Source organism: Spirosoma terrae (assembly GCF_010435915.1).
Taxonomy (GTDB): domain Bacteria; phylum Bacteroidota; class Bacteroidia; order Cytophagales; family Spirosomataceae; genus Spirosoma; species Spirosoma terrae.
In genome coordinates, this window is the sequence record NZ_JAAFZH010000004.1 from 1 (window position 1) to 15,672 (window position 15,672).

At 47.5% G+C, this 15,672-nt stretch carries 13 protein-coding genes and 1 pseudogene; 6 read left to right on the forward strand and 8 right to left on the reverse strand.

Features of this window, described 5'->3' with window-relative positions; translation table 11 throughout:
• Nucleotides 1-38: 38 nt before the first annotated feature.
• The 3 genes from GK108_RS10430 (at nt 39) to GK108_RS10440 (ending at nt 2,744) form a co-directional block, all read left to right on the forward strand.
• A complete protein-coding gene (locus GK108_RS10430) occupies nt 39-884 on the forward strand; it encodes an AraC family transcriptional regulator (RefSeq protein WP_163947024.1) in 846 nt (281 codons plus the stop codon).
• 245 nt (nt 885-1,129) lie between these two features.
• Nucleotides 1,130-2,248: an FG-GAP repeat domain-containing protein gene (locus tag GK108_RS10435; RefSeq protein ID WP_394366276.1), complete on the forward strand. Its 1,119-nt coding sequence runs from the start codon at nt 1,130-1,132 to the stop codon at nt 2,246-2,248.
• A gap of 88 nt (nt 2,249-2,336) precedes the next feature.
• The gene (locus tag GK108_RS10440) at nt 2,337-2,744 is read left to right on the forward strand and encodes a hypothetical protein (RefSeq protein ID WP_163947029.1); all 408 of its coding nucleotides are present in this window, start codon (nt 2,337-2,339) and stop codon (nt 2,742-2,744) included.
• 113 nt (nt 2,745-2,857) lie between these two features.
• Here GK108_RS10440 and GK108_RS10445 read toward each other — a convergent pair whose 3' ends face one another.
• On the reverse strand, nt 2,858-4,396 hold the full coding sequence (locus GK108_RS10445; protein WP_246224801.1) for a Gfo/Idh/MocA family protein: 1,539 nt from the start codon (nt 4,394-4,396) through the stop codon (nt 2,858-2,860).
• Nucleotides 4,397-4,820: 424 nt separating this feature from the next.
• On the opposite strand from GK108_RS10445, the gene GK108_RS10450 reads away from it, so the two are divergent.
• Nucleotides 4,821-5,888, forward strand: a complete 1,068-nt coding sequence (locus GK108_RS10450) for a PDDEXK nuclease domain-containing protein (RefSeq protein WP_163947032.1) — start codon at nt 4,821-4,823, stop codon at nt 5,886-5,888.
• Between the two features lie 19 nt (nt 5,889-5,907).
• Here GK108_RS10450 and GK108_RS10455 read toward each other — a convergent pair whose 3' ends face one another.
• From GK108_RS10455 to GK108_RS10485, 7 genes and pseudogenes are all read right to left on the reverse strand, one after another.
• On the reverse strand, nt 5,908-6,108 hold the full coding sequence (locus GK108_RS10455; RefSeq protein ID WP_163947035.1) for a hypothetical protein: 201 nt from the start codon (nt 6,106-6,108) through the stop codon (nt 5,908-5,910).
• Between the two features lie 61 nt (nt 6,109-6,169).
• Nucleotides 6,170-6,424: a hypothetical protein gene (locus GK108_RS10460; RefSeq protein WP_163947039.1), complete on the reverse strand. Its 255-nt coding sequence runs from the start codon at nt 6,422-6,424 to the stop codon at nt 6,170-6,172.
• Nucleotides 6,425-6,728: 304 nt separating this feature from the next.
• Nucleotides 6,729-7,098 (reverse strand): annotated as a pseudogene (locus GK108_RS31535) (AIPR family protein).
• 945 nt (nt 7,099-8,043) lie between these two features.
• Nucleotides 8,044-9,411, reverse strand: coding sequence for a GH1 family beta-glucosidase (locus GK108_RS10470; protein ID WP_163947045.1), 1,368 nt, complete (start codon nt 9,409-9,411; stop codon nt 8,044-8,046).
• A gap of 164 nt (nt 9,412-9,575) precedes the next feature.
• Complete coding sequence (locus tag GK108_RS10475; RefSeq protein ID WP_163947048.1) at nt 9,576-9,962, reverse strand: hypothetical protein; 387 nt, start codon at nt 9,960-9,962, stop codon at nt 9,576-9,578.
• A 119-nt stretch (nt 9,963-10,081) separates the two neighbouring features.
• Entirely contained in the window at nt 10,082-11,095 is a 1,014-nt protein-coding gene (locus tag GK108_RS10480) for a bile acid:sodium symporter family protein (RefSeq protein ID WP_163947051.1), read from the reverse strand.
• A 91-nt stretch (nt 11,096-11,186) separates the two neighbouring features.
• Nucleotides 11,187-13,631: an outer membrane beta-barrel protein gene (locus GK108_RS10485; protein ID WP_163947055.1), complete on the reverse strand. Its 2,445-nt coding sequence runs from the start codon at nt 13,629-13,631 to the stop codon at nt 11,187-11,189.
• Between the two features lie 237 nt (nt 13,632-13,868).
• On the opposite strand from GK108_RS10485, the gene GK108_RS10490 reads away from it, so the two are divergent.
• A complete protein-coding gene (locus tag GK108_RS10490; protein WP_163947058.1) occupies nt 13,869-14,909 on the forward strand; it encodes a sensor histidine kinase in 1,041 nt (346 codons plus the stop codon).
• Nucleotides 14,906-15,616 carry a LytR/AlgR family response regulator transcription factor gene (locus GK108_RS10495; RefSeq protein ID WP_163947062.1) on the forward strand — a complete coding sequence of 237 codons (711 nt, stop codon included), beginning with the start codon at nt 14,906-14,908 and terminating at the stop codon, nt 15,614-15,616. Before GK108_RS10490 ends, GK108_RS10495 begins: the two co-directional genes overlap by 4 nt.
• The last annotated feature ends 56 nt before the right edge of the window (nt 15,617-15,672 follow it).

A 15,672-nucleotide genomic window follows, 5' to 3' on the forward strand; every position in this document is an offset into this window, starting at 1 on the left:
CTATAAACTATAAACCATAAAACTGAAACTCCCCTTCTATGAAATTACAATTTGAAAAAATTGAGCCGGAAGTCGGAAGTTCGTTCCGGGTTGTTCATCATACGGAGCCTGAAACGTGCCGGGTTTACTGGCACTATCATCCCGAATACGAAATCGTTTATATTCCGTTTGGCGATGGCCGCCGACGTATCGGCACGAACGTATCACGCTACGATGGTGGCGAACTGGCGTTTATTGGTCCGAATCTCCCACACCTGAATTTTAGCTATGGCATAGAGGGGTTGTTTGAAGAAATTGTGGTGCAACTGCGCGATGATTTCATGGGTGACAGCTTTTTGCTCCGGCCCGAGATGAGTAGCGTTCGTCGCTTGTTTGAACGGGCCCATGCCGGGCTCATCTTTGGCAGTACGACCAAACAGCAGGTAGGTCCTTTGCTGGAAAAAATGCCCCAACAGCCTCCGTTTGAGCGATTACTCACCTTGTTACGGGTTTTGCAACAGCTAGCCGACGCGCACGACACGGAGGCCCTTCACGCCGATGGTGTCCGGTTCGATTTAAATCCCAAGGAGCAGGAACGTATCAATCGGATTTGTCGGTACGTTGAAAAACATTACGCGCAGCCACTGGATGTTCGGAAGGTTGCCGATCTGGCCAGTCTCACGGTTCCGGCCTTTTGCCGGTATTTCAAACGAATGACACAGGTGACTTTCACTGATTTTGTCAATGAATACCGGGTCAATCAGGCTCGTCGGATGCTGCAATCGTCACGTACCGTTGCCGACGTGGGTTTTGCTGTTGGATTCAATAATTTATCCCATTTCAATAAAACATTTCGAGCGGTAACCGGCCAAACACCCAGTGCTTATCGAAAGGCGCTGGTCTAATCCTGAACTCATGCGGTTACGTATCACCAGTCAGGTTAACGCACTTTCTGTATTACCTTAACGCACTTTCTCCGTTTCTCTTCATTAGAAACGTACCCGAAATGCCTTATACGGGAAGCAGTTGCCTAATAGACTGTTTCTGTCCGACACTCCGGCTAATCCTGATAAACGACCGGAGCCATTTTCCAAACCTTGACCGTTTACACTGTATGCAGCGAATTATCGGTAGTTTGCTTCTTTTTTTCATGGCTATTACGTTCATAGCCTCCATTGCCCCTACGCCTACCCCGCGATTTAATCGTTATTTCGTAGCTGCCGAAAGTTACGAGTCGGTCGGTGTTTTTGACGTCGACAAGAACGATACGCTCGACATCGTTTCCGGCGATTTCTGGTACGAAGGCCCCAATTTCCGCCGTCGTCATCTGATTGGCAATGAGCCTCGTAAAGATCAGTATTACGATGATTTCTCTACGATTCCGCTTGATGTCAACGGCGATGGCTACATGGATTTCGTAACGGGCGGCTGGTTTGATCAAACGCTACGTTGGGTCGAAAATCCAGGAGCCTCCAACAAGAAATCGACCTGGCCCTTACACGAGATCGGGAAAGTTGGCAATGTCGAAACAACCCGGGCCTGGGACATTGACGGCGATGGGGTGCTGGATATTGTCCCTAACAACCCAAATCATCCACTGAAATACGTTAAGTTAACGAGTCCAGGGGTGTTTAAAACCGTTACGGTTGCCCCAAAACAGGGCCATGGGTTAGGTTTTGGCGATATCAATGGCGACGGCCGGGGCGATTTGATTGTTAGCGATGGCTGGCTCGAAGCGCCCGAAAATCGGGAATCAGGTCCGTGGACACTGCATAAAGAATTTGAACTTGGCACGGCCAGCGTACCCATTATTGTTGCTGATGTCAATGGCGACAAACTGAACGATCTGATCGTTGGACAGGGACATAGCTACGGCATTCACTGGTATGAGCAGGTACGTAACGCGCAGGGGCAACGTAGCTGGACCAAACACCTGATTGATGATAAAAACTCGCAATATCACTGTCTGGAGTGGACTGATATTACGGGCGATGGCCGACCTGATCTGGTTACGGGCAAACGCTACCGGGCACACAACGATGGTGACCCCGGCTGTTACGACCCGGTGGGTCTATATTATTTCACCTGGGATACAGCCCGGAAACAGTTTGTTAAACACGAAATTGCTTACGGACCGGCGGGCGTCGGCAAAGGAACCGGCATTTATTTCGCGATAGCCGATTTGCACAAAAACGGCCGAAAAGACATCATAGTAGCCGGGAAAGACGGATTAGTAGTATTTTTTAACGAAGCGGGCACAAAAAAATAACAATAGTTAGTCGATCTGTTTAGAAGTTTATTGTATTTTTATCCTTCCGATTAATTACCAAAACTTCTCTTCAGATAAACGTAACTGTATGCAACGAGCCCAATTAAAAGAATTTTATGGCTATGGTTTGATTGTCGGCTTACTGGTAGCCGCTCAACTTTATTCGGTTTACGTGGCCTCTACCACGGATTTACTGCTTACCTGGAAACATTACGCTGGCTTCGGCGCTACCCTTTTAGCCGGTCTATTTTGGGCTCTTCGCAAGCCAGCGTATCTGTTTTACGCCCTTGGACTAACGCTGGTTCTGGGCTACGAAAATTTACTGGGCTTTACCCCCACGCTCGATTTCACGTCAACGCAGTATTATTTTAACAATACCGCTTTCCCGGTATCGTACCAGGATTTTTCGATGTATATGCTGTTGATCTGGGCCTACGTAGCGCATGGTCGTCTACGGAACATGGCTCAATCTTTATTTCTCAGAACGAGCCGGTAGTCAATTTTTCAGAAGTAGCTAAACCGATTCTACTAAAAACGTCATTGCCAGCACGAAGTAAAAGCTTTTACTCGTGCTAGCAATGACGTTTTTATGGATACTGACCAAGTCTACTACGCGTTCAGCGACCAACCCTGGCGGTATTCGCGCTTAACGAACTGGTTCGCATCATCGAAGTTGGTAATCTTCATGTTTTTACCATCCCACGTCAGACGTCTGCGGCCAGGATAGGTAAACCCTTTTCCATCCGCTTTGGGCTGACGAAGCGTATAGCTACGAATGGCCAGGTTACCCATCAGAACCGACTCGGTGAGCGGGCCCGCAAAGTCGAATGACGATGTAAGGGCTTTATGTTCCTTGCTGTTGAAACCAGCTTTACACGCTTCTGTCCAAAGAACCTGGTGTCCATTTTCGGGATAAACGGTCACGCCCGAACCTGCTTTTGGCTTCGGAGCTGCTTCCAGTTTCTCGCCTTTCTTTGTGTACAGTTTCGGATCATCGCCATACATACCGCAGGCAATCAAACCTTTATCTCCAATCAGGAATACGCCGTTTTCGCCATTTTCTGGGAATGGTTCGCCTTCGGGCAGCATTTCCGGACGGAACGGACGAAGTCCACCATCCAGCCAGACCATTTTCACATCCGATTTATTTTTGGCAGATGCCGGGAATTTTAGCTCAACATGCGATGATGGCGGGCAACCTTCCGGAATATATTCAGGCGTCCAGTCTTTCAGGAATACCTGGCCAATGCTGGTTTCTACTTCCGTCGGATAGCCAATACCCAGTACCCGGAATGGTACGTCCATAATATGGCAACCAATGTCGCCCAATGCGCCAGCACCGAAATTCCACCAGCCGCGCCATTTAAAGGGGTGATAAGCAGGCGTGTAACCTACTTTCTGCGCTGGTCCAAGCCACAGATCCCAGTCCAGATCGACGGGCGTTTGTTCGGCAGGTTGTGGCACGGGAATACCCTGAGGCCACACTGGGCGGTTCGTCCATAGATAAACAGTATGAACTGTACCGATCAACCCTTTGTCGAACCACTCCACCATCTGTTTCTGCTGCGGGTTGGATGATCCCTGGTTACCCATCTGCGTAACTACTTTGTATTTCCGGGCGGCTTCAGTCAGCATCCGGGCTTCGTAGATATTGTGCGTCAGCGGCTTCTGAACATACACGTGTTTGCCCCGTTGCATCGCTGCCATGGCTACAACCGCGTGCGTATGGTCGGCTGTCGATACCGTCACGGCATCAATATTTTTCCCTTCCTTGTCGAGCATTTCCCGGAAGTCTTTGTACTTCTTGGCGTTCGGGTGTTTGGTGAACATCTCCTTTACGCGCGGAAGCCCCCAGTCTACGTCGCAAAGCGCAGCTACGTTATTAGCTCCGTTGTTGTATGAATTATTCACGTCGCCAAAGCCTTTACCACCAATACCAACACCGGCAATATTAAGCTTGTCAGAAGGTGCAATAAAGCCTTTTCCGCCCAGAACGTGCCGTGGTACGATCAGGAAACTGGTAGCGGCCAGCGCTCCGGCCTGGAGGAATTGACGCCGTGAGGTTGTGCCCTTAGTCGCGGTTGACGAATCCTGATTAGGAGCGCCGGGCGAATCCATCGAGGGCGTCGAGTTATCTGGTAGATGCATATAATAAGAGTATTGAACTAATCCATCATAGAAAAGAGGGTCAATCCATTTATTTACCCTTTTGCTATGTGTATTTTACGTTAAATCAAATTCATTCCTACGCAAATCATCTCATTTTCATTGTGATAAAATTGACATACCGTATTTATTCATTCCTTTTTTTATAGAATCTATATATTGCCTGATATTTCCTACTGAATGCAGACTAAATTCTTCACCAATGAAAATCAGAATTCACTTCTCACGAAGATTGAGGTATCCAGACTGGTTACCCGCTTAGTTAGCCCGATGAAGGTGTGTCTGTAATGGCTATTGCGCCGGTAGTCTTTGCACCGACTGAGCCGGTGATTATTATTTCCGAGAGCTTCAGCGCGTGACTTGTAAAAAGTCCCAGCACTGCTGAGAGAAACTAAACCCACCTAGTATGAACGAAACAGAAACAACAGATCAGTACAAGACTTTATTGCAGGAAATAAGTAGCCAGATTCTGCAAAGTCGCTACCGGGCAGCACGCTTGGTTAATCGCGAACTATTACTGCTCTATTTTGTCGTCGGTAAGCACTTATCCGAAAAAGTCGCAGCTGAAAAGTGGGGTTCGAAAGTACTTGGACAGATTTCCGCTGATTTGCAGAAGCAGTTACCGGGATTGCGAGGTTTTTCTGCCACGAACATGAAAAATATGCGGCAGTTCGCGGAAGTTTATAGCCAATTGGGGTTTGCAGCAGTACACAACCCAATTGGCCAGTTGTCAACTGGCCAATTAGATGAAGACAGACTCAACGTTTTCTTAAGTGTCAGTTTTACGCATCACATTCTTCTTCTTAACCGTTGCTCGGATTGGGAAGAAAGATGGTTTTATATGCAAAAAACGGTTGATCGGCAATGGACCGTTGAGATGCTCGACTGGCAGATAAAAGCAAAGGTTTACCAGAAACGTGATCAAACAATACTAAATAATTTTAGTACAACGCTACCCGAAACCATCCGAGATACGGCTATCCAGGCCTTCAAAGATGAATACTTACTTGACTTCATTAATGTAGAAACCGACGACGAACGGGTTGTTGAAAAGGGTATCGTTCAGAACATCAAAGAGTTTATTCTGAAAGCGGGGAAAGGCTTTGCATTCATTGGGAATCAACACCGATTGCTAGTCGACGATGAGGAGTTTTTTGTAGACTTGCTATTTTACAATAGGCAACTGAAATGTCTGGTCGCCATTGAACTCAAGAAGGGAAAATTCAAACCCATTTACGCCGGGCAGCTCAATTTTTATCTAAACGTATTGAACGAACAGGAACGACTTCCAGATGAAAATTCAGCTGTTGGCATTGTGCTTTGTAAAGAGAAGAATAACAAGACCGTTGAGTATGCCTTTCAGTCTATCCACAACCCAATGGGCGTAGCAACGTACCAACTTAGTTCCGACTTACCCGATCACCTACGCAATGTGTTGCCTGACCCTGAAGACCTTAAGAAACTATTAGGTTAAAGAAGAATATGTAAACGTGTCATCTGCCAAACTGGTTAGCTAACCCAGATAGTGTTTTATTTTCTGTAATAGCATCATGAGGGATGAGGATATATTTCCAGGGTTTTCCCTCATTCTGTAAAGCATAATTAGTGGCATTTTTGCACCATTCTACTGCAGCTTCCTTTTTCGCCAATACAGTGCCATCATTAATTTCAGACTTATTTTTAGGCTCCAGCATGTAAATAACTGTTCCAGTTTCGGCAATAAAATCGGGCTGATACTCGACAATTCCTGCCCCATTACGAGATTTGAAACTGGCCCTCTGCTGGTTTGAACCACTTCAATGCATCTCGGTCAAGTATAACTGCTAATACCCGTTCTGCATCGGAATCGAACTTCTGTACAGGATATAAACAGTGGTTAAATCCGGTAAACAGATATTTTGCCATGTTGCTTTTGTCGGTAGGGGCTACTTTATAATCCAGCATTGGCTCCTCTGCAATGACTTTGTAAGCACTTGACTTCAATTCGGTAAAGCCTTTATTAATCTTCACTTCATATCAGGCGTTTGACTCACTCCAGACATAATTAAGCATCTGTGCGTGAATAAACTGGCCGATTTGCCGTTGATGAACCTGTATGACCCTGCGAGTCTCCTCTGTAGAAAGGTAACTCAGAAAGTGCTCAACAGGCTGGCTAGACAGTTCATAAAGTTGATCCGCCTGTTCTTCGTAACGGACATCGTTAAACCCAGCTAATTCTATTACTATATAGTCCTCCAAACGTGTATCGTTATCTGTGTAATCCGCTAATGCTATTGTTTCGAGGCTTCCCGTTCGTAAGTGCTGAATCCATAGTTCATCTGATAGGGGCTGATAATTCAGGGCGTTGACTGACAGAACAAAGGAATGAAATCCGGTTTTGGCTTCCCCCTTCAGTATCGATAAGTGTAATAGAAACGCGGGCAGCAGTCAGGTCTGCACCAAGGTTGTCGGCCATAAACTGAGCGGCAGAGGTAATGGTTTGCGCCCCATTCACAATAGAAAACCCATCTACGTCTAACCGTCTGTTTTTGTCGTCAGGTCTCAGTCCTTTAGTTGAAATTGTGTTTGCTAACGCCGTTGTTGAGGTAAAAGAAGTTAGCGGGTTCTTCGGTAAGCGTCCGACGTATTGCCTGGTTAACGTCTGTCTTTTTCCCCAGAAACGTTCTGATATTTTTATCGTACAGGCCAAGTCCCTATTGCTGGTATAATGCAACGAGGTCGAGCAGACGAATTAGCCCAAAATGGGTACGTCGTGGCGTCGTTTCAGGGGTTTGTTTTTAGGCTGCATGTTCTTGCAAGTTAAGCAAGTTCACTGTGCCGATTTGTTGGACCATCTCAGCCTCCTTTATGGATAGTTTGAATATGGCCGAAGATAGTAGCTTGCCTGACCCTCTTTCCCGGCACACGGCAATCCTAGACAAACACCGAGCGTTAGCTGCGAAGTCTGGCAGATAGCTTGTACTCGTCTAGAGTTTACAAGGGAAAAGAATCACGAATTGCTGTATTGATAGAACAGGCTACGCAAAAACACGTCATTCTCTATAATCTTAGGTCACGGAAGTTTGAATTTGAAAACGATCCAGTATCAATCATAGACTTGATTGCTTGTCAGGATCGGACCGACAATGCGCCAATTGACATGGGGGCAGTAGAGCGTTCTACAAAGCGAGCTGTCAGTGAATGGCAGAAAATAACTACGTCGCCAACAGATGAACTGCGAGTTTTATGCAGCGTTTATTTAGCCCCTAAGTGGAAGAGAACGTTCTCTGATGATCTCCTCAGAAAATTTAGGCTGAGAAAGAAAGGTCGGCATAAGAGTGCTAATAAAGATAAAGACCTTTAAGTTTCACGAAATCGACGCACTCCCCTACATTACATTCTTGTAGAATATTACTTGGCTAGGAACTGATATTGATAGATACCAATCGTATCGGCGCACTCTTGGCTAGTCAGTCAATTTCAATGTTGCTATTGATAGATGTTACTTTTGGATTTCGCCAGGTAGTCGACGTAGTGATATGGATTCTATGTTGGCACCCAGCAAATAGAACGACAATTTTTATGGCATAATTATCAGTCAAGTCTGCTTTCCATTTGATTGACATCATGGGCAATTGATAACGTAGTGGTCAGGTCAACAGCTTCTGAAACCAACGTCCTGATTCTTTAATAATCCGTTTCTGCGTTCGAAAGTCGACGTAAACAAGGCCAAAACGGGGTCGGAAGCCTTCGGCCCATTCGAAATTATCGAGGAAAGTCCAGACAAAATAGCCGTCTACCGGCAATCCTTCCTGTTTGGCACGTAATACGCTCCGCAAGTAATCCTGGTGATACTGAACCCGCGCCGAGTCGTTTACCGCGCCGTTCACTACGTTGTCGTAGAAGGCCGCGCCACTCTCCGAAATATAGAGTTTCCGGATGCCATCGTATTGAGCAAACTGTTTAATGATCTGATACATACTCTCGGGATAAACCTCCCAACCCATTTCTGTTATCGTCTGAACGTTACGTCGGAGTGGCGAAATCTGAGCCGCCCAGAGGTAGGGCATAAAGTACGAATGCTCCACCACAGCCCGGAAATAGTGCTGTAACCCAATAAAATCGAAATCAAAAGCAAGCTTTTCCATATCGCCGGGGTGTGCCACTTTTTTAGCAATGCCCGACAGAAACGACAAATCGTCGGTTGGATACCCCAACCCGAGTGCAGGTTCCAGAAACAGGCGGTTCAGCAATGCATCGACCCGTTTAGCCGCTGACCTATCGCGGGTAGAGGTCGAAAAGGGCTCGATGGGCGAGCAGGAGAACGTAGTGCCTACGTGCGCATTCGGTACGTTCCGGCGTACGATACGTCCACCCTCGGCCTGGGCAAGCGCGGTATGGTGAATGGCGGGTAGCAGGTTTCGAAAGCTCCGCCGACCCGGCGCGTGCTGCCCCGTAAAATAACCAAGCACTGAAAATGCAAGCGGCTCATTCAGAATAATCCAGTGTTTGACTTTATGCCCAAACGCTTTGGTACAAATCTCGACATATTCAGTAAACCAGTGAACGATGTTTCGGTTCGGCCAGCCGCCCTTGTTTTCCAGCGCCTGCGGCAAATCCCAGTGATAGAGCGTAATCCAGGGCGTTATATCCAATTCCAGGCATTTGTCGATTAACCGATCGTAGAAAGCTAGTCCGGCTTCGTTGATGTGTCCGCCTAACGATGGCCCCGTTCCGTTGGGAAGAATGCGGGACCACGACAGCGAAAACCGAAAGGCATCGAAGCCCATTTCTTTATGAAGCAGCAGATCCGACTCGTAGCGGTCGTAGAATTCACAGGCAGTATCGGCTATGTCGCCGGTTTTAATTTTTCCCTTCTGACGGCTGAACGTATCCCAAACGCAGGGACCTCGGCCATCCCGGTCAACGGCACCTTCTATCTGATAAGCGGCCGTGGCCGTTCCCCACACGAAATCGGGACCGAAATCGTGGCGATCAAACCCTAAATAATCAGTCAATGTACAGGCTAATTGTAATGTAAAATTCGACGAACTAGATTTTACAGAATGATTGGTGTCGCTGTACGTAGTAAACGCATCAAAAGTAAGGAATGGTCATAAAAAAGCGTTCCATTTGGCCGATGAATCGACCAAACGGAACGCGTTGCACGTCTATCTATCCATTACCCTCTACGTCCGAATGGAGCGTTTCGGGGACCATACTGCTGGCTGGCGAATAAACGGTCGCGTTGAGCGGATGTCAGGACGGCCAGCATGTCCTGCCGTTTACGGAGTTTCAATTGACGAAGGCCATCGGGAGTCATACGAGAAGTCTGCATGATGCGGTCGTAATTGTCTTCGATTTTATGCAACTGCTTCTCCTGGCGACGAGATAACCCAACAACAGCATCGATACGGTCAATTTTCAGTTCGTCCTGATACTGGTCTCTATCGTTGTATCTTCCTTGAGGAGGTCTGTTATTGTATGGTTGGGTATATACGCGTTGAGCGAATGTTACACCGGTTGAAAGAGCGAAGAAAGTTAGGGCGGCTGCGATTGTCTTGTTCATGTCAGTATGTGTTTTTTTGTGCGTTACTGATTCTTAGAAGCCAATCGTTGCTCAGCGTTTAATCGGGTAATGGGCCGATCTGGTCGAATGCCCGATTTAAGCCGCTTAATCCAGGTAAATCACGCCTGAGTGACCTCAGAAAGTTTTCGCTGCCGGGCCATAGCCTGCGCAATGATGCTGGCTACAATCAACTGAAGGGCGTGATAAATCATGATCGGGAGCAACGAAACCCCAGCAACAGTAGCCGGAAAAAGCACATTCGCCATTACACTACCCTGTATCAGCGATTTTTTCGATCCACAGAACAGCGCCGTTATGCGATCTTCCCGCGTAAAGTTTAACAGGCGCCCAATTAGCGTAACAAAGCTAAAAATCAGAAAAAACAGGCCCAGCAACATGGCCGACAACCACAATAAATCGTCCAGCGAATAACTGGCAAACAAATTCCGTGAAAACGATTCACAAAAGGCGGTGTAAACAATCAGCAAAATGGTGAATTGGTCAAAAAAGCGTAAATAGGTTTTGTTACGTTCCGCAAACCACCCCAACCGTTTGTTCAGAAGTAGCCCCAGCAAAACCGGCACAATAACCTGTAGGGATAACTTGGCAATGACTCCACCCAGATCGTACTGACCGTTGGTGCTGGAAAGCAGAATACTCATCCAGATCGGCGTAATAAACACCCCAATCAGACTGGAAATGCTGGCGTTAAAGATAGCCGCCGGAATATTTCCTCCAGCGATAGACACCATGACGACTGATGACGAGACCGTAGAGGGTAAAGCTGCTACGTAGAATATACCCAGCCAGAACAGTTCGGTGTCGGGTGTCATCAGGAGAGCCCTGGCCGCCAGCACAAAGGCTGGAAATGCTACGAAGGTAGTCAGATGGACAACCAGGTGGAGCTTATAATTACGTAACCCTTCCCGCAATTGCGTAAAATTCAGCCGAAGTCCATAGAAGAAAAAGATTATCGAGACGCCAACATTCGCTATGGTCGAGAGCGACACAGGGCCTTCGTAGACACCCGGTTCAGGAAAAAATTTGGCGAGACCAATCATCGCCAGCAATGCTATAATAAACCAATCGAGGCCAACACGGGCCAATAGTGCGCTTAGAGACGTTTTTGCCATACATCAGAACAACCCGTCCAGCGCAAATTTCGTTTAGTTCATGGTAAAGGTTTCCAGGCTGTTATGCACAGCTTCGTCTCTTCCACTACGCTTAATTTACCCGACTTTTTTCCGAATCAGCCCCATTATCGGAATGGTTTCGTTTACGCCCAAATGCTTCTTTTCCAAAACGATACGTAAAGGCCAGGCCAATCCGGCGAGTATCGAAAACGCTACGTTGGAAGGCTTCGGCCTGCTTCAGGCTTACGGTTTGGGAATTGGTTTTCCAGGATAGGAAAATATCATCCAGCGTGAGTCGAACGCTGCCTTTTCCCTGAATGATTTTCGCTTGTACTGCCGCCGACATCCGGTAACGCGACCGGGTTATGGTTTGCCCCGATACGTCGTTGGACGAATAATAGTGAAGCCATTCGGCACTCCAGGTCGACCCAAACTGAAATTGGTTCATCAGGTTTATCCGGGCATTATAGCGGCTCACCTGCAACGGTTCAGAGTAGGCCCTCCCCCGCAGGGCAAGATGGGCGGTTGTTACGTTTACGTTCAAGCGCCACCAGTTTGCGGGCGATACCGATACGTTGGTATTGAGCGCCAGTATGGCCCCATTCGCTACGTTGTCTGGCCTGAGAATAAACGTATCACCAACGGCTTCGGTCAACTGAAAAATCAGGTCAGAAAAACGACTGTATTGAAGCGCCATACCCAGAAATTGCTTATGCTGATACTTGAGCTCGAACTGGTTAATATACTGGGGTTTTAGGTACGGATTACCGGTTGTAAACGAATACTGGTCACGATACGCCAGAAACGGATTCAGCAGTTGATAATTCGGGCGACTGATTCGACGCGACACACTGGCCGTTAGTATATTACGCCGGGCGGTATCCAGCTTATAGCTCATAAAAACGGACGGAAACAGGTTGGTGTATGTTCGACTAAAGGACGTTTCGGCCTGCTCCGGATTACCCAGCTGCCGCCCGTCCAACTGCGTATTTTCCAGCCGTAATCCACCCTGAACGGCCAGCCGTTTTCCTTCTTTACGGAGGTTGGTATAAGCTGCGTGAATGGTTTCGCCATACAGAAAATGATTCGACTGCCCGTAGTCGGGTACGTAATTCGCTCCTACGTTTCTGAAATACTGCGCATTATTATCGTTCGACACACGGCTTGTTCTCATTCCGGCCTCAAGTTTCCCTTTGCCGGGAAGCGGGTGCTCATAATCGATCCGGGCCGTATAAATGGCAATGGCCGATGGTAGTCTATACAAAAACTGATGTTTACTGCCGAACGTACCGTTGGCGTCGTCTACCCGATTCTCTAAGGCTTGTTCTCCCTGCGTTACGTATTGAACGTAGTTCAGATCGGCCGTGATTTCCCGGCCTGTGTTGCCGAATTTATGCAGCCCGTTCAGATTAGCGCTTTTGTTCGTCCACAAAAAATCACCATCCGTTGTACCTGTACCCACCGAATCGCTGCCGTAGCGTTTGTCGGTACGCAGACTGACATAATCCAGACGCTCCGACCGGCGGCTACGCTGACCATTTAGCACAAATCCTAACGTTGTGTTGGGCGAAACCGCATAATCCATTCCCAGTCGAACCATACCGCCATGACTCCCGGTCTGGTTGCGATTGGTCAGCCGGATCGACGACAGGAGGCTGGCTGAAGAGTCGTATGATCTGCGTTCGCTCTGGCTGTCAGTAAGCTGACTGTCCTGGCTGTAGCTCAGCGTACTAAATAGATTTACTTTTTTATGATTGACATTCAGGTTAATAACATCGTTGCTACGTCCTAATCGGCCCTGACCATACCCCAACGCTACGTTACCAGTAACGCTCTGCATTTTGCTACGTTTCAACCGAATGTTAATGATTGATGTACCGGCGGCCTCGTATTTGGCGGGCGGATTGGTCATGAGTTCGAGCTTATCGAGCGACCCACCGGGCAATGATTTTAAATAAGCCGCCAGATCAGAACCTGACATATGGGTGGGCCGCCCATCAATCAGAATCAGTACCCCCGCCTTTCCGTTCAGACTGATTTCACCGTTGATATCGACGCTGACGCCGGGTGTTTTCCCGAGTACTTCCAACGTATTACTTCCGGCGCTACCAATCATGGCGTCAACGTTGACAATGGTACGGTCAAGGTCCTGTTCGATCAACGGTTTTTTCGCAACGACCTTTACTTCGCTTAGGGTTGTTTTCGACGGTGTCAGGATAAAAACGGGTAACGTAATAGCCGACTGCTGATCGGCAATCTGGATCGCAGCGCTCCGATACTCCTTGTTTCCTACGCTCGTTATAACCAGTCGATACGTATCAGCGGGAATGGCGGTAACGATAAATTTCCCGTTTGCGTCCGTCAGCACTCCCCGTACTAATGTTGAATCAGCGGCACGTAGCAATCGTACCGTAGCACCCGGTATGGCTTCATTTCGGCTATCTTTTACCAGACCGCCCAGGCTATTCCCCAACGGTTGAGCACGAATTTCGTAGGATAAAAACAGGAGTAACAAACATAGAATAGCTGGTCGCATGACAGGTTGATTTAGGTGGCTAATTCACTACGATCCAAAGATTGACGTAGCATACCGCCCCTTAAAAGAATGCTGACAGAACAGTGAGCTAACCTGACAGACTATGTTTTTACGGTGTCCAACGGATTAGTCCTCGTTTTCTGACTTTCCGTCAGCCGTAATTAGCTATCCGTCCCGTAAGTTTACGGATGTCGAATTGGCTCATCAGCTTTGCACAGGGTCAAAACCAGCCATTCCTTGAAAACAAATCAACCGATACGTCCTGTAACCAGCTTCCGATTTTCTGAACATCTGCTGCTCTGGGTAGTAGCGGCAGCTCCTCTCTATTTCCTTTTCAGGACCTACACGAAATCGATTACGACAATCTACGACGAAGAAACCGCCCTGTTGGCTACGTTCGGCTCTTTAATGGGTGTATATAGCGGCCGGTATCTGGCCCAATTATGGTCGTCTCCGGGCAAGGAAGCTCCTGATTGGCTATTTGCGCTACTGCTGATACTGATGGTAGGCGCTGCATTTCTTACCGCACATTTTGCCGGTGCGCTTCCTAATCACCTCAAAACAATCTACGTACTGTTTCTGGGATTGCCGCTTTTTGTCTTTTGTGTCACAACGGGAATGTTTATCAAACTGATCCGAAGCCGGGTACAGAATCAGTTACAGACAGCCAAAGTCCAGGCCGAACATAGCCAGAGTGAACTACATTTGTTACAATCGCAGTTAAGTCCTCATTTTCTGTTCAATACGCTGAATAATCTCTATGGCATCTCGATTTCGCAACCCGATAAAACACCTACCCTGCTGCTCAAACTGTCTGAATTGCTCCGCTATTCGGTCTACGACGCCAAGGAGTTGCTGGTGCCGCTACCCGATGAATTAACCTATATCAACAACTACATCGACTTCGAAACGCTACGTATTGGCAGTAAGCTTTCACTGACAACCGTCATCGACAACGTAACGGATACGCGCATACGCATAGCACCCATGCTGTTGATCGTGTTTGTTGAAAATGCCTTTAAACACGCCCGCAACACCACCGATCAGACCATAGTAATCGATATTATGGTAAAGCTTTGGGGAAATTCCATTCTGTTTTCGGTTAAAAATTCGTATTCTCCATCGGAAGACGTACCAACCGACCTCAACAAACGGAGCGGTTTGGGACTGGCCAATGTGCGGCAACGGCTTAATTTGCTCTATCCCAATGCCCACGAATTGGTTATTCACGACGCCGACGGCTATTTTACGGTTCATTTACAGCTTCGTAACCAATGAAAAAAGTAGCCTGTCTGATTGTCGACGACGAGCCGATTGCCCGAGAAATCATAGCAACGTATTGTCGGCATTTGCCACAACTGACCGTAGTGGCCGCGTGCGACAACGCACTCGACGCCAAGACAGAGCTACAGAAACAGCCGGTCGACATTCTGTTTTTAGACATCAATATGCCCATTCTGAGCGGAATTGCGTTTCTGAAAACGCTTAAAAATCCACCGCAGGTCATTTTCACGACAGCCTACAAAGAATTTGCGGTCGACGCGTTCGATTTAGCCGCCTGCGACTATCTGCTAAAACCGTTCTCGCTCGAACGGTTCATTGTTGCGGTCGACAAAGCCCTGGAGCGATTACAACCCGTTTCAGTGGCCGCCCAGCCTACTAATGACGACGCTTTACAGGGTTATTTTTTCCTAAAAGCAGAGGGCAAAATTTACAAGATTCTTCACAACGATCTGTACTACGCTGAAGCCAGCGGAAATTACACGAAAATCACTACATCGAATGCTACTCTACTACCCAGCATGACCTTTTCGAGCTTTCTTGAGTTACTTCCTGCCCATCGATTTTTGCGTGTTCATCGTTCGTTTGTTGTGAACAAAGCTAAAATCAGCCATATCGAAGGGAATCGGGTCTATATTGATTTAACCGAAATTCCGATCGGCAGCAATTACCGCGAAGCCTTTCTGAACGAACTGGGTCTTTAATGTCCTGTAATAAAAGCCTGATCAGCCAGCCAGCTGTTTTGCCGTCTGACCAGACG

What these genes read in the sequence shown, in the direction of transcription:
- GK108_RS10430 (WP_163947024.1), top strand. Translation starts at nt 39, where the DNA reads ATGAAATTACAATTTGAAAAAATTGAGCCGGAAGTCGGAAGTTCGTTC.
- GK108_RS10435 (WP_394366276.1), top strand. Translation starts at nt 1,130, where the DNA reads ATGGCTATTACGTTCATAGCCTCCATTGCCCCTACGCCTACCCCGCGA.
- GK108_RS10440 (WP_163947029.1), top strand. Translation starts at nt 2,337, where the DNA reads ATGCAACGAGCCCAATTAAAAGAATTTTATGGCTATGGTTTGATTGTC.
- GK108_RS10445 (WP_246224801.1), bottom strand. Translation starts at nt 4,396, where the DNA reads ATGCATCTACCAGATAACTCGACGCCCTCGATGGATTCGCCCGGCGCT.
- GK108_RS10450 (WP_163947032.1), top strand. Translation starts at nt 4,821, where the DNA reads ATGAACGAAACAGAAACAACAGATCAGTACAAGACTTTATTGCAGGAA.
- GK108_RS10455 (WP_163947035.1), bottom strand. Translation starts at nt 6,108, where the DNA reads ATGCTGGAGCCTAAAAATAAGTCTGAAATTAATGATGGCACTGTATTG.
- GK108_RS10475 (WP_163947048.1), bottom strand. Translation starts at nt 9,962, where the DNA reads ATGAACAAGACAATCGCAGCCGCCCTAACTTTCTTCGCTCTTTCAACC.
- GK108_RS10480 (WP_163947051.1), bottom strand. Translation starts at nt 11,095, where the DNA reads ATGGCAAAAACGTCTCTAAGCGCACTATTGGCCCGTGTTGGCCTCGAT.
- GK108_RS10485 (WP_163947055.1), bottom strand. Translation starts at nt 13,631, where the DNA reads ATGCGACCAGCTATTCTATGTTTGTTACTCCTGTTTTTATCCTACGAA.
- GK108_RS10495 (WP_163947062.1), top strand. Translation starts at nt 14,906, where the DNA reads ATGAAAAAAGTAGCCTGTCTGATTGTCGACGACGAGCCGATTGCCCGA.